14 protein-coding genes are annotated in these 20402 nt (G+C 73.5%); 9 read left to right on the top strand and 5 right to left on the bottom strand.

Features of this window, described 5'->3' with window-relative positions:
- Nucleotides 1-105: 105 nt before the first annotated feature.
- Nucleotides 106-1104, bottom strand: a complete 999-nt coding sequence (locus PUR61_RS37600; protein ID WP_329884153.1) for a helix-turn-helix domain-containing protein — start codon at nt 1102-1104, stop codon at nt 106-108.
- Between the two features lie 162 nt (nt 1105-1266).
- Here PUR61_RS37600 and PUR61_RS37595 point away from each other — a divergent pair, with 162 nt between their 5' ends.
- Together PUR61_RS37595 and PUR61_RS37590 are read left to right on the top strand one after the other, a co-directional pair.
- Complete coding sequence (locus PUR61_RS37595) at nt 1267-1617, top strand: hypothetical protein (protein WP_329884123.1); 351 nt, start codon at nt 1267-1269, stop codon at nt 1615-1617.
- Nucleotides 1618-1766: 149 nt separating this feature from the next.
- Nucleotides 1767-1946: a hypothetical protein gene (locus tag PUR61_RS37590; protein ID WP_329884121.1), complete on the top strand. Its 180-nt coding sequence runs from the start codon at nt 1767-1769 to the stop codon at nt 1944-1946.
- 433 nt (nt 1947-2379) lie between these two features.
- Here the strand turns inward: PUR61_RS37590 and PUR61_RS37585 are convergent, their stop codons facing one another.
- A complete protein-coding gene (locus PUR61_RS37585; protein WP_380357144.1) occupies nt 2380-3174 on the bottom strand; it encodes an exodeoxyribonuclease III in 795 nt (264 codons plus the stop codon).
- Between the two features lie 282 nt (nt 3175-3456).
- On the opposite strand from PUR61_RS37585, the gene PUR61_RS37580 reads away from it, so the two are divergent.
- From PUR61_RS37580 to PUR61_RS37570, 3 genes are all read left to right on the top strand, one after another.
- On the top strand, nt 3457-4230 hold the full coding sequence (locus tag PUR61_RS37580; RefSeq protein WP_329884152.1) for a GntR family transcriptional regulator: 774 nt from the start codon (nt 3457-3459) through the stop codon (nt 4228-4230).
- 300 nt (nt 4231-4530) lie between these two features.
- Entirely contained in the window at nt 4531-12132 is a 7602-nt protein-coding gene (locus PUR61_RS37575) for a DUF6531 domain-containing protein (RefSeq protein WP_329884117.1), read from the top strand.
- Entirely contained in the window at nt 12119-12718 is a 600-nt protein-coding gene (locus PUR61_RS37570) for a hypothetical protein (protein WP_329884115.1), read from the top strand. Before PUR61_RS37575 ends, PUR61_RS37570 begins: the two co-directional genes overlap by 14 nt.
- A gap of 95 nt (nt 12719-12813) precedes the next feature.
- On the opposite strand, the gene PUR61_RS37565 is transcribed toward PUR61_RS37570, so the two are convergent.
- Together PUR61_RS37565 and PUR61_RS37560 are read right to left on the bottom strand one after the other, a co-directional pair.
- Nucleotides 12814-14001, bottom strand: a complete 1188-nt coding sequence (locus tag PUR61_RS37565; protein WP_329884113.1) for an ROK family protein — start codon at nt 13999-14001, stop codon at nt 12814-12816.
- A gap of 415 nt (nt 14002-14416) precedes the next feature.
- On the bottom strand, nt 14417-15199 hold the full coding sequence (locus PUR61_RS37560; RefSeq protein WP_329884111.1) for an SDR family oxidoreductase: 783 nt from the start codon (nt 15197-15199) through the stop codon (nt 14417-14419).
- A 232-nt stretch (nt 15200-15431) separates the two neighbouring features.
- Here PUR61_RS37560 and PUR61_RS37555 point away from each other — a divergent pair, with 232 nt between their 5' ends.
- The 3 genes from PUR61_RS37555 (at nt 15432) to PUR61_RS37545 (ending at nt 18377) form a co-directional block, all read left to right on the top strand.
- Nucleotides 15432-16121, top strand: coding sequence for a class I SAM-dependent methyltransferase (locus PUR61_RS37555; RefSeq protein WP_329884109.1), 690 nt, complete (start codon nt 15432-15434; stop codon nt 16119-16121).
- A gap of 127 nt (nt 16122-16248) precedes the next feature.
- A complete protein-coding gene (locus tag PUR61_RS37550) occupies nt 16249-16686 on the top strand; it encodes a GNAT family N-acetyltransferase (RefSeq protein WP_329884107.1) in 438 nt (145 codons plus the stop codon).
- Between the two features lie 257 nt (nt 16687-16943).
- Nucleotides 16944-18377, top strand: coding sequence for a pyridoxal phosphate-dependent aminotransferase (locus PUR61_RS37545; protein ID WP_329884105.1), 1434 nt, complete (start codon nt 16944-16946; stop codon nt 18375-18377).
- Nucleotides 18378-18499: 122 nt separating this feature from the next.
- On the opposite strand, the gene PUR61_RS37540 is transcribed toward PUR61_RS37545, so the two are convergent.
- The gene (locus tag PUR61_RS37540) at nt 18500-19660 is read right to left on the bottom strand and encodes a N(5)-(carboxyethyl)ornithine synthase (protein ID WP_329884103.1); all 1161 of its coding nucleotides are present in this window, start codon (nt 19658-19660) and stop codon (nt 18500-18502) included.
- 298 nt (nt 19661-19958) lie between these two features.
- On the opposite strand from PUR61_RS37540, the gene PUR61_RS37535 reads away from it, so the two are divergent.
- Complete coding sequence (locus PUR61_RS37535; RefSeq protein WP_329884101.1) at nt 19959-20300, top strand: deoxyxylulose-5-phosphate synthase; 342 nt, start codon at nt 19959-19961, stop codon at nt 20298-20300.
- Nucleotides 20301-20402: the final 102 nt, after the last annotated feature.

Genomic DNA, 20402 nt, shown 5'->3' with positions numbered 1-20402 from the left:
CGCGTCGGGGACGCGCCGCTTCGGCCCGCGAGGGAGGAGTGCGGGGAAGGTCCAGCCACCCGGGGTTGTGCGTCGGGTGAGGGGCGGGCGGTGGCGGGTGATCGGTCAGGTGCGGCGGGTGGGGAGCCAGCCGTTCTGGACGGCGCGGACGCCGGCTTCGAAACGGCTGCGGGCGCCGAGGCGTTCCATGAGGTCGGTGGCGACGCGGCGTGCGGTGCGGGGGGAGACGCCCAGACGCTTGGCGATGGCGTCGTCGGTGTGTCCTTCGGCGAGGAGGCGGACGCAGGCCGCTTCCTGGGCGTTGAGCCCGTGCTCGTCGCGGCTGGCCTGTTCGCCGAGCGGCTGGGCGCCGGCCCAGACGTTCTCGAACAGCGCACACAGGGCGACGAGGGTGCCGTGGCCGGTCAGGACCACGGCGCCGGCGGCGGTGTCGTCACCACGCACGGGGATGACGGCGGTGGCGCGGTCGACCAGGATCATCCGGGTCGGCAGCGAGGGCGCGGTGCGTACCCGGCCGCCGCGTTCGGCGAGCCAGTTCACGTACTCCACCGTGTGCGGGCTGTTGCGCACGCTGTCCAGGTAGACGGTGCGCATCCGGATCCCACGGTCCAGCAGAGCCGCGTCCAGGGGCTTGGCAGCCTCGATGTTCTCCGGCTGCTGGCCCCCGTCCGGGGCGAAGGTCATCACCTCCTCGCGCACCTCACGGGTCAGGGCGGCGAGGCGGTCGCGGATCTGGTCGAGCCCCACCAGTTGCTCGACCCCGGGGTTGCCGGCGGCGGGGCGCAGTTGCGCGTACTCGGCGATGAGTTCGGCGGCGGCGGCGCGGGAGGCTTCGACGCGCATCTGCTGGGCGGCGAGTTCGGCCTGCTGGCGGGCCATCAGGATTTCCATGCCGATGTCGGGGGACACGGCGCGCAGTCGGCCGTGGCGTTCGGCGGAGGGGCGCAGCAGGGCGAGTTCGCTGAGCCGGTCGAGGGCGGTCCTGACGTGGTGTTCGTCCTGGCCGAGGCGGTGCGCGATGGCGGTGACGCCGTCGTCGGGGTGGGCGAGCATCACGCGGTAGACGGCCTCGGCGGCGGTGTCCAAACCCAGTGCGGTCAGCACGTGTCCCCCCAGGGATTCTTCGTACACGCGTTCAGCGAATCATGTCACAGCGTGCTCCTGGAATGGACGGGTCAGGGGGAAGGCTGGACGGTTCCGGCCTGGGCCCGAACCGTCCAGGTTTCTCCCCTGTATGGGAATTGCCCGATTCGGCACCCTCGTTCCATGTACCTGGTTCATGTCTCCCTGCAGGCCCCCGCGGGCCCCGCCGAGCTGCCCGACGACGCCCGTGAGCTGCTGCTGGCAGCCGCCGAGGAGGGGATCGAGCACGTCAGCGTCCACGCCGGTGCCGTGCCGCACCCCGTGCTGGGGGTGTTCGTGCTCGCCGACCGTCTGGAGGACGCCGAGCAGCGTGCCCAGGCGTTCTGCCGGCGGGCGGTGGCGGTGTCGCCGGGGCTCACCGGCTGGCGGGTGCAGTGTGGGCAGGTGCCCCTGGTCGCCGCCTTCCACGAGCGGCTGCCGGCCGATCCCGGCCCCGCTGGCCGGAACGGTCCAGGGACGATTCCGTCCACCTGAATGCCCTTCCACCTGCCCTGAGCTGCGGCGAAGCTAGTGACTGTCGCCAGGGAGCACCGCTTCCGGGCGGCGGGCCGGACGAAGCGTCACCGCGGGACGCGAGCCGGACCCACGTCGCCGCCGCCCCTTTTCTTCCGAAGGACACCGTCATGCTTCGTACCGCCCTCGCCAAGGCCGCCGCGGTCTCCGCCCTCGCCCTCGCCGCCGCCGCCGTGGCTTGCTCGCCGGCACTGGCCTCCGACACCGACGGTGCCACGCCGATCGCTGTCACTGCTACCGCCACCCCGCAGCCCACCGCCACCCCGGCGGACAACATGATCTGGGGCTGACCGCCCGGCCGCCCGCGGCCCTGCACCGGGAACCTGCCGCCGCGCCCGCGCTCCGCGATGCGGCGGTCCGAACGGACAGCCTGCCTTCCGTCGGGCTCCATGCCCCGCAGGCGAGGGCGCTAGCCGTGCGGGCGCCGGCTCTCACCGAGGCCGCCCCGGGCGGCACCGCCCGCCACGCCGGGCTCCCGGGGCCGTCGCGTACGACGTCTTCGGCCGGGACGGCACGGCCTTCACCGTCATCCTCGGCCGGGGGCCTGAGGGCGTCGGCCGGTCTGCGGTGGACGACCTCGGCCACCAACTCCCTGTCGGCGCTGAGGGCTATCGGCTCCGCTGGGGAGCAATCAGTGAACGGCCGCTCATGCCGTGCTCCGGTTCCCGGGTCGCTGTGCGTGCACCGTGGGTGAACACCGCTGTCGCGGCCGTCAACGGGTGGTCAGGACTCGAGGTCGTAGGCCACGGTGACCGGGGCGTGGTCGGACCAGCGTTCGGCGTGGGTGTCGGCGCGTTCGACGCGGGCGTCGGTGGCCTTGGCGACCAGGCCGGGGGTGGCGACCTGGAGGTCGATCCTCCAGCCGGTGTCGTTGTCGAAGGCACGGCCGCGGTAGGACCACCAGGTGTACGGGCCGGTGCCGTCGGGGTGGAGGCGGCGGACGACGTCCACGTAGCCGGCCTCGTCGAAGACGCGGGAGAGCCAGGCGCGCTCCTCGGGGAGGAATCCGGCGGACTTCTGGTTGGCCTTCCAGTTCTTGAGGTCCTCGGGGCGGTGGGCGATGTTCCAGTCGCCGCAGACCACGACCTCCCGGCCGTCCGCGGCGGCCCGGGTGCGGAGGGCGCCGAGGTGGGTGAGGAATTCCGCCATGAAGCGTTCCTTCTCCTCCTGGCGTTCGGTACCCACTTCGCCGGAGGGGAGGTAGAGGCTGGCCACGGTCAGGCCGGGGAGGTCGATTTCGAGATATCTGCCCGAATTGTCGAATTCCTCGGAGCCGAAGCCGACCACCGTGCGGCTCGGCTCCCGGCGGGAGAGCACCGCGACGCCCGCCCGGCCCTTGGTGGCGGCCGGGGCCCAGGCCGCGTGCCATCCGTCCAGGTCGCGCAGCTCGACCGGCAGCTGCCCGGGCTCGGAGCGCACCTCCTGCAGGCAGATCACGTCCGCCTCGGTGGCGGCCAGCCACTCGATGAAGCCCTTCTTGGCCGCAGCCCGGATTCCGTTCACGTTCACACTCGTCACCACGATCACCCGAGCAGCCTACCGAGAGGCCCGGCGGGGGGTGTCATCCGACGCGTCCGCTTGCGGAGCTGTCGTGAACGCACCATGAAACTGTGCGGCAACCACGTCGAGCGCCGCCATTGGTCTTGACCATCTCCCGGCACAGCCCCTAGTGTCACTTACTGCAAGGACCTTTAATAAAGAAGGACGGAAAAAGCCCGCTCTCCCACCTGCCGCAACAGCGGACAGCGGGCCGGATCCGCCCTCTTTCCGCAGACTGAAGAGAACAGGGTGGAGGACGCGGTGGGGACGACAGGGCAGCTCACGGCCGTACCGGAACCGAAGTACTGGCACCTGCGCACGGTGCTGCTCCGCGCCATCGACACGGAGTTCTCCACCGGTCAGATCCTCCCCAACGAGCGCGAGCTCGCCGCCCGCTTCGGCGTCGCCCGGGCCACCCTGCGGCAGGCGCTCGACCAGCTGGAGCTGGAGGGCCGCCTGGTCCGCCGGCGCGGCATCGGCACCCTGATCGCCGCCCCCCGGGTCGGCGTGCCGGTCAACCGGCAGGAGGAGGGCTGGCCCGGCGCCCCCCGCAGCCAGGCGTGGCGCACCGTCGACTGCACCACCGCCCCGGCCGCCGGCCGGCTGGCCGTGGCGCTCGGTGTCCCGGAGGGTGCCACCGTCCACACCGTCCGCCGGGTCCGCCTCGTCCAGGGTCAGACCGTGGCGAGCGAGTCGCTGCACGTGCCCGCCGCCGCGCTGCCGCACCTGCCCGGCTTCCGGGCCGAGAGCGACCGTGCCCGCTCGGTGCTGCGCCAGCTGGAGCGGCTGGAGGTCGACGGCGAGTCCCGCTCGGTCGAGCTGGGCGTCGCCGAGGCCGGCGAGGCCGCGCTGCTGGAGCGCCCGCCCGGCTCCCCGGTCCTGGTGATGACCACCCAGTACGCGGCGGCCGGCCGCCTGGTCGCCCTCGCGGTCTCCACCTACCGGGCCGACACCTGCAAGCTCACCTTCGGCGAGACCGGACTCGTCGAGGTCACCCCGGTCGGCGCGACCCCGGTCGGTGCCGCCGCTTCCTGAACCATTCCCGGAAAACCCTCAGGCCCGGGCCCGGACGCTCCCACAGGCGTCCTGGCCCGGGCCGTTTTTGTGCTGCGGCGACCACCGCGGTCCGCCCCGGCCCGGCCGCCGCGCCGACCCCCGCCCCGCCGGTCGCGGAGTTGTCACGGGTTCCTGAACGGGAGGGAACCGTTCGGGGGCGCCCCTGGGCTTGTGGCGCAAGGATCGGTAGGTTCCGAACGATCTCTGTGCAACCCGAGCGCTCCGTGAGACCCGAGCGTTCCGGGCAACCCAAGCGTCCGGCGATCCTGGGGTGGGGCCGTGAACTCGCACTGGTACGGAAAGATCGGCGACGGCCCGGCCGCGCGTCGTGTCGCACAACTGCTCATCCTGGCGCTGGTCGCCGTCGGTCTCGGCATCCCGCCGGCCGCCGCCTGGGCCGCGCCCAAGGACCGCGCGGTGGTCTCCGCACCGCTGCCGCCCGGCCGGGTGAGCGCGGATCCGCGCACCCCCGAGCCGCCGCCGACGCAGGTGCCGGCCGCCGACGACAGCCCGCTCGGGCAGGAGCGCGCCCGGATCGCCGCCGAGATCAAGGCGGCCGACGCGCCCCGCAAGCCCGCCCCCGGGCCGGCCGCGGCGCCGGACGCCGAGGAGCACCGCAGGAAGCTCGACGAGCTGGCGGCCCGGCAGGCGCTGCCCGAGTACCGCATCCCGCAGCCCGAGGTGGACGACACCGGCAAGCGGCGCCGCTCGCCCGCCGGCCCGGCCCCGCTGACCCTGGAGCAACTGGCCGCGCCGAAGGCGGAGGCGGCCCCGCAGGCACCGGCGCAGACCACCGCCCAGTCCTACGGAGCCACCTACCAGATCGGTCAGCTCCAACTGGCCCCCCGCTACGACGCCATCGGGTACCTGCAGCTCACCGTCGCCAACACCTCGAACTTCACCTGGACCCCCGCCGGCCAGCACCTCGGCCTGCACCTGTACCGGTCCGACCAGACCCTGGTGAACTACACCGCCTCGTTCACCGCCCTGCCGTTCGACGTCGCCCCGGGCCAGTCCGTCACGCTCAGCGCCGTCATCCCCTTCCTCGGGGCCGGGAACTTCCTGCTGGTCTACGACATGGCGGACCGGACCAACGGCGCCGGCTTCTTCTCGTCCCACGGAGTGCCGGCCTCCCAGGCCGCCGCGCTGACCGTGCCGCACTACGCGCCCACCGCGAGCGACGGCTGGCCCGCGGTCGGTGCGACCGTCTCCACCCGCACCCCGACGGTCTCCGCCTTCGTCGGTGACGACGGCACGACGCAGACCTCGGCCGAGTTCCAGATCTGCCCGACCAGCGACCCGGCGGTGGGCGGCTGCTGGGGCTCCGGCATGGTCAACGTCGCCGCACACCCCGGCGCCTTCGGGACGATCGCGAGCTTCACGCCGCCGGCCGACGCGCTGCGCTGGAACACCGCCTACTACTGGCGGGTCCGCGTCCAGGACGCCGGCTACACCTCGCCGTTCAGCGAGATGAGCATGTTCGCGGTGGTCGTCCCGCCGCCGAACGACGCCGCCCACCTGGGCCTCGACCCGGGCGCCCTGGACGACACCGGCGTCAACCTCTACCTCGGCAACTACACCCGCCAGGAAACCGACTTCGACCTCCCGCAGCCGGGCATCGGACTCCAGGTCAAGCGGACGTACAACAGCGCCGGCTCCACCAACGGCTCGTTCGGGATCGGCTGGACGTCGATCTGGGACATGGGCCTCACCGACGCGGGGAACGGCATCTCCACCCTCGCCCTGGAGGACGGCCGGAAGGTCAACTTCGGCCGGAACCCCGGGGGCGCCCTCGTCCCGGAGTTCGGCGGCAGCGGGTTCGGCGAGTGGGTGGACGCCGGCCACCTGCGGATGAGCGGCATGGACTACTACCTGGGGGACAGGGTCCGCCAGATCACCCGCCAGCAGGGGGCCGGAAACCTGCGGCTGGACCGCGACTACGTGGGCTCGCAGCTCTCCACCTCGCAGCTCAACCTGGCGTCGTCCGACCGCCGGCTCTTCCTCAACTGGGACAACCGGGGCCACGTCACCTCGGTCTCCACCAGCTCCCGGCACTTCGAGACCGGCGCCGTCACCTGGTACTACACCTACACCGGCGACTACCTGACCAAGGTCTGCGACCCGGGCGGCAACTGCACCGCGTACACCTACGAGACGTCCCGGTCCGGCGGCCCCAACCGGCTGGTCAAGGTCCAGAAGGCCCGCGCGGAGAACGTCACCACGGTCGCCTACGACGGCAACCTGGTCCAGCACGTGGGCAGGGCCGACAACGCCGCCACCGGCGTGGACAACGGCTGGACGTACGACCGCACCACCGACACCAGCGGCCCGACCCCCAACCTGGTCGTCCACCGCACCGACCCGCGTGGCATCCACACCTACTACCAGTACAACCAGGAAGGCCAGTTGGCCTACCGCTGGTACGGCACGCCGACGCCGCCACCCGGCCGGACCCGGATGTTCGGGTACGACGCCTTCGGGCACCTCACGTCCGCCGTCGACGAGAACGGCAACGTCGTCCGGTACGGCTGGAACTTCGGCACCAACCAGCTGACCACCACCACCCGGTACCGGACCGCGCTGGAGCCGCTGACCGAGCGGACCACCTACTACGGCAACGGCGACTGGGCCGGTGACCCGCGCAACGGCGTGCCGCTGGAGGTCACCGACGCCAACGGCCACACCACCACCCTGACCTACAACACGGCCGGCAGCCGGCGCACCGAGACCGGACCGGCCGGCGGGGTGACCACCACCACCTGGGCCTGCCAGGAGGTGCTCAGCCCGCCCAACGTCAACTCCACCCCGCAGTACAACGGTTCGACCTGCAACGTCCCCGTCTCGGTGACCGACCCGGCGGGCCGGGCCACCACCTACGGCTACACCCACCGCGGCGACCAGTCCCAGGTCACCACCCCCGCCGGGCAGATCCTCAACACCTTCTTCGACGACCTCGGCCGGGTGGTCCGGCGCACCGTCGCCGACGCCGCCCACCCCGACGGCGTGGCCACCGCCTACACCTACGACAAGGCCGGCCGCCTGGCCACCGAGACCGGCGCCGCCGTGACGAACCCGGTCACCGGCGTCACCCACCAGGCCCGCACGACCTACGCCTACGACCCGGACAACAACCTGGCGACCCGCACCGTCACCGACCTCACCGCGCAGGCCCAGGGCGGCGACGCGCCGCGCACCACCACCTACGGCTACGACGCGCAGGACCGGCTCACCACCGTCACCCAGGACGGCGTCACCACCAAGCGCGTGACGTACGACCAGCTCGGCAACGTCACCGACACCTGGAGCCCGAACGGCGCGCACTACGTCTACGGCTACGACACCAACGGCCGACTCACCGCCGTCGACCTGAAGAACTTCGTCGACGACCCCGCCGCCGACTCGCCGCCCCGCAGCGTCCGGCTGCAGACCTTCGCCTACGACGCCGGCGGCCGTCTCGCCGCAGCCACCGACGCCATGCAGCACCTGGTCACGTACACCTACACGGCCGACGACCTGGTGCTCACCGAGACCTACTCCCTGGTGAACCAGGCGGGCACGAGCACCCGCGAGATCACCCTCCACACCTTCACGTACGACAAGGCCGGCAACGTCGTCAAGGACGTCCGAGGCAGCGGTCCGACCGCCCGCACCACGACCTACGCCTACGACGCCGCCAACCGCCTCACCACCACCACCGCCGACCCGGGCGGCCTCGGCCGGACAGCCACCAGCGCCTACGACACGGCCGGGCTGGTCACCGCGACCACGATCAGCGACGGCACCCGCACCGAGACCCGCGAGAACGTCTGGGACCAGACCACCGGCCAGCTCGTCCGCACGCTCGTCCGGCCCGACGCCGGCACCGCCCTGGTGACCGGCTTCCGCCGGGACACCCAGGGCCGGGTCCTCGCCACCACCGACCCGCGCGGCATGCCGCAGCCGGGCGCCCCCGGCCAGGCCGACCCGGCGTACACCACCACGCACGGCTACGACCTGCTCGGCCGGCTCTCCGCCACGAGCACCCCCGCGACCCCGGTCGAGGACGGCACCCCCGGCGCCGCCCCCGCCGCCCAGCAGGCCACCGGCACCCGGGGCTACAACACCTTCGGCGAACTGACCGACGTCCGGGACGCCACCGGCCTGGTCACCCGTTACCTCTACGACAAGCAGGGCCACCGGACCGAGGCCAGGCTGCCGGCCTACACCCCGCCGGGCGCCGGCACCGCGCTGAACCCGGTGCGGAAGTGGACGTACGACGCGGACGGAAACACCACCTCGGCCACCGACGCGCTCGGCCGCACCACCACCTTCACCTACGACCTGCGGGACCGGCTCGTCCGCACCACCCTCCCGCCGGCCGCCCCGGGAGCCACACCCGGCGTCACCGTCGTCGCCCGTGACGACAACGGCAACGTCCTGTCGGTCATCGACCCCTCCGGCGCCCAGTCCCTCGCCGTCTACGACGGCATGGACCGACGGCTCTCCGCCACCTCGGTGGTCCGCAACGGCACCGCCACCCCGGACCGGTACACCACCACCTACACCTACGACGACTTCGGCGACGTGCTCTCCGAGACCCTCGGCGACACCTCCACCGGCTACACCTACGACAAGCTCGGCGAGCTGACCTCCAGCACCCCGGCGGGCCGCGGCACCACCCGCTACGCCTACGACCTGGCGGGCCGCGTCTCGACCGTCACCGACCCGCTCGGCCGCACCTCCACCACCACGTACGACCTGGCCGGCCGGGCCACCGCCACGTCGGCCGCCGACCAGGCCGGCACCGTGCTCACCCGGACCGGCTACGGCTACGACGCGGCCGGGAACGTCGTCACCCTCACCGACCCCGGCGGCCAGGTCTGGCGCACCGCGTACGACGCCCGCAACCAGGCCACCTCCTTCACGGACCCGCAGGTCCGACCCGGCGACGCCGCGTCCGCCCCGGTCACCGGCCTCGGCCACGACCTGCTCGGCCGGCTCACCCGGATCACCGACGCCAACGGCAACGCGACCCACCAGCGGTACAACACCCTCGGCCTGGCCGAGGCGCAGTCCCTGCCGGCCGTGCCCGCCGACCAGTCCGCCGCGGACCGGACCACGACCAGCGCCTACGACGCGGCCGGACAGCCCGTCACCGTCACCGAACCCGGCGGCGTCCGCAGGACGTTCACGTACGACGGACTCGGCCGGACGGTCGCCGAGAACGGCACCGGCGGCGACGCCGACGCCTCCCGCGCGTTCGGCTACGACCTCGCCGGCCGCATCACCTCCGCCTCCGCGCCCGGCGGTACCCAGACGTTCGCCTGGGACGACCGCGGGCTGCTGAAGGGCAGCCAGGGCCCGCTCGGCACCAGCGCCTACACCTACGACACCGCGGCCCGTCCGCTCACCGAGACCGCCCCCGGCGGCGCCCGCGTCACCTACACGTGGAGCGGCAACGACGACCTCGGCACCGTCACCGACAGCCTCTCCGGCCTCACCCGCACCCTGACCCACGACCTGGCCGGCCAGGTCACCACCGAACAGCGCCGCTCGGGCCAGACCGCCGGCCCCACCCGCACCCTCGGCCACGACGGGCTCGGCCGGATCACCACCGACACCGTCACCGACCCGACCGGCCACGTCTCCACCCAGCTCACCTACAGCTGGGACCCGTCGGGCCGCATGCTCACCAGCGGTTCCACCGGCACCGCCGACCCGCACGGCGAGCAGTACGGCTACGACCCGGCGGGCCGCCTCACCCGGACGCACAACACCACCGCCGCCACCGGCACCGACTACACCTGGGACGCCGTCGGCAACCGCACCTCCGTCGTCGACTGGACCGGCACGCCCGCGCAGCACACCACCACCGGGACCACCACGGCCGCCTACGACCCGCGCAACCGCCTGACCGGCACCACCGCGCCCGACGGCTCCACCACCGCCTACACGTTCACCCCGCGCGGCACCCTCGCCACCGCCACGACGAAGAACGCGTCCGGCGCCGTCACCGGCTCCTCCACCAACCGCTACGACGCGCTCGGCCGGCTGACCGGCGTCGACGGCCGCTCCTACGCCTACGACGCCCTCGACCGGCTCACGGCCGCGACCGCCGGTGGCGCCGCTGCCGCCGCGTTCACCTACCCCGGCCTCGCCAAGGAGCCCGACTCCGACGGCAGTTACGCCTACGCCCGGACCCTCGACGGCACCCCGCTCGCGGCCGCCCCCGCGGGCGGCGGCGCCGCCCGCACCCTGCTCACCAACGCCCACCACGACGTCCTCGGCACCACCGACACCGGCAGCGGCGCGCTCGCGGCCGGCCGCTCCTACAGCGCCTTCGGCAAGCGCACCGCCACGACCGGCAGCGCACCCGACCTCGGGTACCAGGGCGGTTGGACCGACCCCGCCACCGGCCGCGTCCACGCCCAGGCCCGCTGGTACGACCCGGGCACCGGTACCTTCACCTCCGCCGACGACCGCGTGCCCGGTCTCGGCTCCGCCGCCGCCACCAACCGCTACGCGTACGGCAACGCCGACCCGGTCGGCAACTGGGACCCGAGCGGCCACTTCAGCATCGGCGGGTTCAACATCAGTGCGGGGGCCATCACGTCCGGCCTCCGGGCCCTCGCCGGCGCGGGAGCGGCCGTCGTGGAGACGGCGCTCAGCGCGGGCGCCGTCGCCGCCGAGACGGTCGCCGTCGCGGGCGGCGAGATCATCGCCGCCGGGGCCACGGTCGCCGAGGCGGCCGGCGCTGCCGCCCTCTGCAGCGTCGGCTGCGTCGTCGCGCTCGTCGTCGGCACCATCGTCGTGGTGGCCGTCGCCGGCTACCTCATCTACGAGCTGGTCAACGCCGACGGCAGCCTGACCCCGGTCTCCACCGGCACCGGCGCGAGCCCGCAGGCCGCGACCGACCCGGGCACCAGCGGCGTGCCGAAGGCGGTCGGGGTCACCGGCACCGGTACCGGCAAGGGCACCGGAACGGGTAAGGGCACCGGCACGGCCAAGGGCACCGGCACAGGCACCGGAACGCAGCCGCCCAAGCCCCGGCCCACACCGCCCCCGCCCCCGTACCTCACCGGCACCACCCGGGCCGTCACCCAGGACGTCCGCACCGAGGTCAGCCACTGGTGGGACGACACCTACCTCTACACCCGCACCGACACCTGGATCACCGACACCACCTTCATCACCTCCCACTACTCCGACGGCTCCTGGACCAAGAGCGGGCCGCAGGTCAGCATCCGGCACCTCTGGGAGACGCTCAGCCGGCTGCTGATCGACTTCTCCGACCCCGTCCAGCTCCCCACCCCGCTCGACAGCGGCAGCCCCGACCCGCACATCGACAACCCCGCCGATCCCGGCGCGGGCTGCGGCACCGGAGGGACCCTCGACGCCTGCGCCGACTCCCAGGCCGCCGGCCGTCTCCCGCTCGGAGCCCTCGACGGGACCCCGCGCACCGACGATGCGGGCAGGGGCGGCAAGAAGCCGCCGACGGTCGACGCCCCGTCCTGCGACGCGTCGCCCTACGACCCCAACGGACTGGGCCTGAGCCGCGAGGAGCGGGTCGCCCGGATGATCGGTGGAACGGTCGCCAAGGGCGCGAACGGGCAGGACATCAAGATCGTCATGCCCAACGTCGGCTCGTCCGGTCTCGACGTGTACGGTCCCAACGGCGAGTACGTCTTCGTCGGGGGCGGGGCGAAGGCCCTGAACGCCTCCAAGTTCGGGCAGGCCCTCAAGATCGGGAAGTACGCGGCGGACATGGCCGGAGTGAAGGCGATCTACTACTTTGACGAGGCGACGACGCCGGACTCCGTCATCCGGAAGGCGGAGAAGGTGTTCGGCAAGGACAACGTGTTCCTCTTCAGCATGGAGGACGACGACTGTGACGACGAATGACGCGTTCGTGGCCTGGTACCGCACCCGGACCTCCCGCCACCGGTTCGAGGCGCTGGCCGGAGCGTTCGGCCGGGCGGGCGTCACCCTGGTGCACCCGGGTCTCGGTACGGCGGTCCTGCTGGACGTCGAGGGCGACCAGGTCCGGCTGCCCGCCGACCGGGTGGCCGAACTGGTCGGGTTCGCCCTCGGACCGCTCACCGTCGAGTGGTGGTTTGACGCGGACACGAACGTGATCTGCTCCTTCGCGCACGAGCCCTTCGGCTGGGAGAAGCAGACCTACCACCTCGACGGCCTGACGCCGCAGGAGGCCCGCACGGTCGAGGAGGTCCTCCTCGGCGAGGTGCGGGACCACCCCGGCGAGACGGTGGCGCTGGTGGTCGACCGGACCGGGCGGACCGTCGAGTTCGACTGGGACGCGGTCGTGCGCGGCGACACCGCGGTGCTCGGCGCCATGCCCGAGGCGCTGGTCCTCGACCCGGCCGCCGCCGGGGCCCTCCACGGCCTCCCGTCCGGGGCCGTCCGTCGGGAGCTCGACCCGGGACTGGTGCTCCTGACCGGCCCGGACCGGCAGCCGCCGGAGGGCTGAACGGGCGCCCGCCGCAGGGCGGGAGAGAACGCCCGCCGGGGGCGGGACCACGTGCGGCGGCCGACGGGGGCTCACCCCGTCGGCCGCCGCTCCGTTCACACGCGGGCGGGGGCCGCCGGGTCCGTGGCCGGCGGGTTGACGGCGAAGAGCTGTTCCTCGACCTGGTCGAGGGCCACCCGGAGGGCGCCCATGGCGACGACCTCGGAGCCGAGGGCGGCGAGGGCGACCTCGGGCGCGCGCAGCGTGAACTGGGCGAGGCGCTGACGCAGCGGGTCGAGGACGCCGTCGAGGCCGGCCGCCCAGCCCCCGACCACCACCAACTGGGGGTCGATGGCGAGGACGAGGGCGGCGACGCTCTGGACGAGCCGGGTGAGGAACCGGTCCATGGCGACCTGCGCGACCTCGTCGCCCTCGCGGGCGAGCTTGAGGACCCGGGCGACGGCCGCCTCGTCGAGCGGGTTGAGCGGCTTGCCGGTGGTGGAGAGGAGGCGCTCGGGAGTGACCTCCTGGCCCAGCAGGTGCAGGGCGCCGATCTCGCCGGCCGCGCCGCCGAAGCCGCGGTGCAGCCGGCCGTTGATGAGGGAGCCGGCGCCGGGGCTGAGGCCGGCCATCACGAAGACCATGTCGTCGGCGCCGACCGCGGCGCCCTGCCAGTGCTCGGCGATGGCGGCGAGGTTGGCGTCGTTCTCGATGAGGACCGGGCAGCGGAACGAGCGCCGGAGGCGGGCGCCGAGGTCGAGGCCGGTCCAGCCGGGCATGGCGGTGCCGAGCTGTACGGTGCCGTCGCGGTCGACGATGCCGGGGGTGCCGACACCGACCGCCCACAGGTTGTCCCGGGAGACACCGGCCTTGCGCAGCACCTCGGCGACCACCGACCGCACGGCGGTGAGCCGCTCCTCCGCGTCGAGGGTCTCCTCGACCGGCCGGAAGTGGCTGCCGACCACCTCGCCGGTGAGGTCGGCGAGGATGATCCGGATGTCGTGGACGCCGATCTCGATGCCGAGGATGTGCCCGGCCTCGGCGCGGAACCTGAACCAGCGGGCGGGCCGCCCGCGCCTGCCGCCGCCGGGCTGGCTGCCGTTCTGCGGCTGCTCGACCTCGGCGACCAGGCCGGTCTCCACCAGTCCCTCGATCACGCCCTCGACCGTCGGCCGGGAGAGTCCGGTGTCGCCGACCAGCTGAGTGAGGGTCACAGCGTGGCCGGCACGTAGCGCCCGGAGGGTCACCGCGGCGTTGATCCGCCGCAGTAGTGAGGAGTCGCCACCGGTGAGTCGATCCGCCAAGACGCTGCCCTTCGCCGTTCGCGCGACTGCCCTGGCGCGCGTACCGAGTACGCGGGCACCACCGACCGGCCCGCGCGAGTCCGCCGCCCGGCAGGCCGGCAGGGCAGCGCTGAGCCGCCTGCACCGGGCCGGATGGCATGTGCCGGATGCTACCCGTGCCCGGCCCCGGGGAGCGAGCATCTTCGCAGCTCACCCAGGCTTCGGTATCGAAATGGTACGCATCGGGTGGCGGTGCGTGATCCGGGTTGCGCCGGGCACCTCTCGGGGCACGCGGCCGGTCGCGTGCCGGCCGGCACCGCGTCGGTGGCGGCGCGCGGCCCGGGTGGCCCGGCCCCTCCCGGCGGGCCGGTCCACCCGGGCCGCGCCGGGCCCGAGCGGCCCCGGCGCGCCGGGGCCTGCGGTCCCCGTCACCCCGTCAGCCGAGCCCGCCGGTGGCTCCCAGGTTCTGCCCGGAGACCCACCGCCCGTCCGGTCCGGCCAGGAAGGCCACCACGTCCGCGATGTCCGACGGCTGCCCGAGCCGCCGCAGCGGCGTCAGCCCGGCCACCACCTCCAGGGCGTGGGGCGGGTTGACGGCGCGCAGCAGGTCCGTCTCGACCGGACCGGGGGAGACGGTGTTGGCGGTGATGCCGCGTGGGCCGAGTTCGAGGGCGGCGGCGGCCGTCAGCTGTTCGAGGGCTCCCTTGCCGGCGAGGTAGGCGGCGATGCCGTCGGTGGGGCGGCGGGTGTTCAGGCTGGAGATGTTGACGATCCGCCCGTTGTCGCGCATCCGCCGGGCCGCGTAGCGGAGGGTCAGGAAGACGGCGCGCGCGCTGACGGCCAGGACGGCGTCGAAGTCGGCCGGGTCGGTCTCGGCGAGCGTGGCCCTGGTGAAGGTGAGCGCCGCGTTGTTGACGAGGATGTCCAGCCCGCCGAGGTGCTCCTCGGCCTCGGTCATCAGCCGCTCCGCGCCGTCGGGCTCGCCCAGGTCGACCCGTACCGCGTGCGCCCGGCCGGAACCGTTGGCCCGCACCGTGCGGACCACCTCGGCCGCGGCTGCCTCGTTGCCCGCGTACGCGAACACGACGTCCGCCCCGTCCGCGGTCAGCCGTTCGACGACGGCCCGCCCGATCCCGCGCGAGCCGCCCGTGACGACCGCCGCCTTGCCCGCGAGCACCTTGCCCGCGAGCGCCTTGTCCGTGAGCGCTTTGTCCGGCATCGCCGACCCCCGTCTCCGGCCGGCCCCGTGCCGACCACGCGGAGTACCTACCCGTTGTGCGGGGCCGTTCGGCCGGGTCCGCGGGTCGTCTTTCGGCCGTCCGGGACACGGAGCGGTAGCACGTCGCGGGCCGGTGTCCGGGACACGGGCCGGGGCGCGGACCGGGCGCGGCCGGGGCCGTCCGAGCGGTCGGGTGGGCGGAGCACCTGGTCACGGGCTCTATGCTGCACGCATGCTGAACGAGACGCGACCGGCCGAGTCCGCCGCAACTGCCCGGTCGGACCGGGAGTTTGTGCGCCGCGAGACGGTGGTCCGACCCGTGCCGTTCGTGCCGGAGGTGAACCTGCACATGGCGGAGGACGCCATCGCGCTGTGGGAGACGACCGAGGACGCGCGGGGCGAGCGCGGACTGCCGCCGCCGTTCTGGGCGTTCGCCTGGGCGGGCGGGGTCGGCGTGGCCCGCTACGTGCTGGACCATCCGGAACTGGTCGCCGGCCGGACGGTGTTGGACCTCGCGGCCGGCTCCGGGCTGGTCGGGATCGCGGCGGCGCTGCGCGGGGCCGCCTCCGTGCGGGCGGCCGAGATCGACGCGTACGCGGTCGCCGCTATCGGGGTCAACGCCGAGGCGAACGGCGTCCGGGTGGACGCCGCGTTCGCGGACCTGCTGGACGGCGACGGCGCCCCGGCCGAGGTGGTGCTCGCCGGGGACGTCTTCTACGAGCGGGCGATGGCGGCCCGCTTCCTGCCCTTCCTGGAGCGCGCCCGGGCCCGGGGCGCGGTGGTGATCGTGGGCGACCCGGGCCGCGCCTACCTGCCGCGCGGACGGTTCACCGAGCTGGCCGAGTACGAGGTCCCGGTGGTCGCGGACCTGGAGGACGCGGCGCTGAAGACCACCACCGTGTGGTCGCTGGCGGGCGGCTGAGGGCCCGCCCCGCCCCGCCTCCCGCCCCGCCGGGGGCCTGCTACGGGTCTGCTGCGGTCGGCCGGTGCCCGTCCCGCTCCGCGGAATTCCCGGCGGCGCGTGCGAACGCCCTGGTAGACACGGCGGCATGACCGACCACGCGCTGCGCACCGCCACCCCCGACGAGATCCCCGCCGTACTCGCCCTCTGGGCCCGCGCGGCGAAGGGCACCAGCATCACCGACGACGCGGCCGGGGTGGCCGCGCTGCTGGCCCGCGACCCGGAGTGCCTGATCGTCGCGGTACGGGCGGACGATCCGGCCGTCCTGCTCGGCACGGTGATCGCCGGGTGGGACGGCTGGCGCTGTCACCTCTACCGTCTGGCCGTCGACCCGGATCACCGTCGCCGGGGCATCGGCGCCGCCCTGCTGGCCGCCGCGGAGGAGCGCTTCGCCGCTCTCGGCGGGCGGCGGGCCGACGCGATGGTGCTGGACGAGAACCTCCTCGGCCACCGGACCTGGCAGGCCGCAGGGTACGGGCCGCAGCCGCAGTGGACCCGCTGGGCGAAGCCGCTGGCGTCGGCCTGATCTCGCCCCGACGCCGGTCCGACCTTCGCGCGACCTCCGCCGGGGCCGGGTCGATGCCGGGTCGGGTACGGGTCGTCCCGGCGTGACGGGTGCCGCCGGCCGCCAGCCGTCGCCGGATGGGTGCCGATCGCTGGCGGGGGTCTCGGGGGCGTGGTGCGCTGACACTATCCGTATGCGAACCATGCCGATGTCGCCACGTTCCGTGACCGGCGGGCGAATCCGGCGAATCCGGCCGACCCGGAGGAGTGCTCCCCACCATGACCACCCCCGTCACCCCCACCGGCCCGAACGAGGCCGCCGAGCTGCTCGCGCGCATCCCCGACTTCGAGCAGGCACTCGCCTTCTACCACCGCCACCTGGCGCCCGACTCCGCCGTCGACCTCTCCGTGGCGGAGAACGTCCTCGTCTACGACGACTCGATGCAGAAGGCGGTGTTCGACCACACCGCCCTGCTCCCCGAGCCGTACATCCACTACATGTCCGCGTACGGCACGCCGGAACTGCGGGGGCAGGTGGCGGCGCTGCTCGCCAAGGCGTGGGACGCCCCGGTGGCGGCGGGGGACGTCTTCGGGACGGCGGGCGTCGCCTCGGCGCTGGAGTGCCTCGCCTTCGCGCTCCAGGACGCACCGAGGCCCGGCGAGCCCGGCCCGCCGCCGCTGGTCGAGGGGGACGCCGTGCTGCTGCCGGCGCCGTACTGGCAGGGGTTCAACTGGTCGTTCGAACAGCGGCCCAGGCTCACGTGCGTCCCGGTGGACCTGCCGACGGAGGGCCCCGGGCGGTTCCGGCTGACGCTGGACCTGATCAAGGAGCGGTTCCGGGAGTACGAGCGGCAGACCGCCCGGCAGCCGAGGCTGCTGGTGCTGACGAACCCGCACAACCCGCTGGGCGTCAACTACGGCAAGGAACTGCTGGAGGAGATCTACACCTGGGCGATCGACGAGACCGACCTGCACATCGTCTCCGACGAGATCTACTGCCACTCGCAGGTCGACGGCGGCCGGATCCCGTTCACCAGCGCGGTGGCCCTGGACGCCTACCGGCGGAACCCCGAGCGGATCCACGTGGTGTGGGGCTTCGCCAAGGACTTCGGGCTGTCGGGGTTCCGGACGGGCTTCCTGGTCTCCAAGTACGGGCCGGTGCAGCGGGCGATGCTGGGCACGACGGGCATCGAGGAGAAGAAGCACCCGCTGTCCTGGTTCACGCCCTTCGACTCGCTGAAGCACTACGTGATCGGCTCGCTCCTGTCGAGCACGGTGAACGGCGCCGGCTCGGAGCTGTACACCGACTACGCGATGCGGCGCTACCGCGAGCTGCTGAGCGGGAGCTTCGAGAAGGTGAAGGACCGGCTGGTCGCCAACGACATCGAGTTCGTGTACCTGGACGGTGACAACCCGGCCCAGTTCTTCTGGCTCGACCTCCAGGAGTACCTCGGCAAGCGCCCGCCGGAGGGCGCGCACGGCGACGCCCCGCTGCCGGTCACGGCCGGCAGCGGGCTGGACCGGGACGAGCTGTGGCTCTTCAACCACCTGGCCGGCCCTCCCACGGAGGTCTCCCTCCTCCCCGGCGGCACGATGCACAGCCCCGCCCCGGGGTTCTTCCGGCTCTGTTTCACCGCCCGGCAGCCCGAGGAGGTCGGTGAGGCCGTGGACCGGATCGGCCTCGCGCTGAGCAAGCTGGTCACCCCGGGGTAGCCGGCGCACGGCGGCCGGCCGGCCCCGGAGGACGGGGCCTCCGGGGCCGGCCGAAGCCCTTCGTCGACGGGACGGCGGGCGGTGCCCGGGCGGTTCCCGGGAGTCGGCGGGGGCGAGTCGCGTCAGGCGGCGGCCGACAGCCCCAGGGACCGGTGCGGATAGTCCGCCGAGCGGTGCTGGAAGGCCAGGATGCTCGGGTTCTGGACGACTCCGTCGCGGATCTCGATCGCGCGCCGCAGGGTCTCGTTGGAGCTCCACGCCCCCGGACCGGCGAGCACCGCTCGCAGGAAGGGCAGCAGCGCCTCGCTGTTCTCCCAGGTCGCCGAGTTCCACAGGTAGGACGGGCTGTGGTCGACGCCGTAGTACCGGACGTTGTCGCCGACCTGGAACGTCGGCTCCGTGAAGGACGTGGGACGGGCCCAGCTGAATCCCATCCCCTCGTCGCAGGACACGTCGACGATGAGGGTGCCGGGTGCCAGCAGTCCGAGATCCTCCTCGTCGAGGAAGGTCAGTGGAGCGGCGGTGTCCTGCAGGACGCAGTTGACGATGATGTCGTGCTCGGCGAGGAACCCGGCCAGTGGCACCCGGCCGTCCTCGGACAGCACGAAGCTGCGCCGGTCGTCGTTCTCGTCGCGGTCGAACTGCACGATCCGCGTGGAGTGGATCGGTGAGCTGACCGCCGTCACCCCGCGCTGGGTGAGCACGTCGACGTCGTGCACGCCGAGCGCGCTGAGCGCCGTCACCGCGCCCCGGGCCGTCGCGCCGAAGCCCAGGACCACGGCCCGCAGGCGGCGGCCGTAGTCACCGGTCGAGCCGGTGAGCTGGAGGGCGTGCAGCACCGAGGAGTACCCGGCAAGCTCGTTGTTCTTGTGGAAGACGTGCAGGTTGAACGAGCCGTCGTTGGTCCAGTGGTTCATCGCCTCGAAGGCGATCAGGGTCAACCGGCGGTCGATGGCGATCTGCGTGAGTTCCTCGTCCTGGACGCAGTGCGGCCAGCCCCAGAGGACCTGTCCGTCGCGGAACTCCACGAGTTCCGCCGCCTGCGGTTTGGCCAGCAGGATGACGCCGCATTCGGCGAGCAGTTGCTCGCGTGAGCGGAAGCCGGCGACCAGTGGCGCCAGTTGTTCGTCCGGGACGCCGAAACCTTCGGCGTAGCCGTGTTCAAGGAAGATGCGCCCCTGGAGGTCGGGGTCGATCCGCTCGAAGTGTGAGGGATGAATCGGCAGTCGGCGCTCGTTCTCTTTGCGCGACTGTGCCATGACTCCGAGGTTGAGCTGGTGCACGTGGGCCCCTTTGATTACCCAAGGTCTAGCACAGTTCCGCACGTCACCGGACCGGCCGGAGGGTCCGGGGGCTCGGCCGGTGCCGTGGGCACCCCCTCGGGCGGGGCGGTCCGCCCTGCTCGGAGGCGGTCCCCTCCGCTTCTCGGCCCGGCAGCCGGGTGTTCGACCTGTTCCTTCGGCACCGCCCCTCCGGCACCGCCCGGCACCGCACTCGTGCCCGCGACGTCCTGGACGGAGGCCGGGCCGCCGTGTGGAAAACCGGTCGATCGCCGTGCCCGGGCGCCCCTACGCTGGCGGAATGGCCCACGCGAAGACCTCCTACGTCTGCCTGCCCTGCCGGGCCTCGTACAAGCAGCCCTACGACCGTGACCGCGGTCGGGTCTGCCCGCGCTGCGCCGGCCCGATGGTCCACGCGGGCTCCGCCTTCGCGGCCCCGCGCAGGCGCGACGCCGCCGGCTGGCGGACGCTCGCGGTGCTGCTCCACGCGGGCGTCCGCTTCCACAAGAGCTGCTGCGGCGGCCCCGGTTACCGCCCCCGCACCCTTCCCGAGGTGAAGGAGCGCATGACGTACGCGCGCCGCAGCGGCGAGCCCTTCGCGCGGGCCCTCGTCCGCCCGGAGGTCCCGGCCTCCCGCCCGTAGCCGGGCCGGGGCCGGACTCCCCGGCCCGTCCGGCGCCGAGCCGATCGCCGCGACCGGCCGTGCGGAGCCGGGGGATAAGCGGTTGCGGGTGATCGTGATTCG

It is taken from the genome of Streptomyces sp. BE20, from assembly GCF_036322525.1.
Taxonomy (GTDB): Bacteria; Actinomycetota; Actinomycetes; order Streptomycetales; family Streptomycetaceae; genus Kitasatospora.
Note: the sequence above shows the minus strand (reverse complement) of the source record. Positions and strands in the feature narration are given on the sequence as shown.

What these genes read in the sequence shown, in the direction of transcription:
- PUR61_RS37590 (WP_329884121.1), top strand. Translation starts at nt 1,767, where the DNA reads ATGCTTCGTACCGCCCTCGCCAAGGCCGCCGCGGTCTCCGCCCTCGCC.
- PUR61_RS37555 (WP_329884109.1), top strand. Translation starts at nt 15,432, where the DNA reads ATGCTGAACGAGACGCGACCGGCCGAGTCCGCCGCAACTGCCCGGTCG.
- PUR61_RS37535 (WP_329884101.1), top strand. Translation starts at nt 19,959, where the DNA reads ATGGCCCACGCGAAGACCTCCTACGTCTGCCTGCCCTGCCGGGCCTCG.
- PUR61_RS37560 (WP_329884111.1), bottom strand. Translation starts at nt 15,199, where the DNA reads ATGCCGGACAAAGCGCTCACGGACAAGGCGCTCGCGGGCAAGGTGCTC.
- PUR61_RS37595 (WP_329884123.1), top strand. Translation starts at nt 1,267, where the DNA reads ATGTACCTGGTTCATGTCTCCCTGCAGGCCCCCGCGGGCCCCGCCGAG.
- PUR61_RS37550 (WP_329884107.1), top strand. Translation starts at nt 16,249, where the DNA reads ATGACCGACCACGCGCTGCGCACCGCCACCCCCGACGAGATCCCCGCC.
- PUR61_RS37545 (WP_329884105.1), top strand. Translation starts at nt 16,944, where the DNA reads ATGACCACCCCCGTCACCCCCACCGGCCCGAACGAGGCCGCCGAGCTG.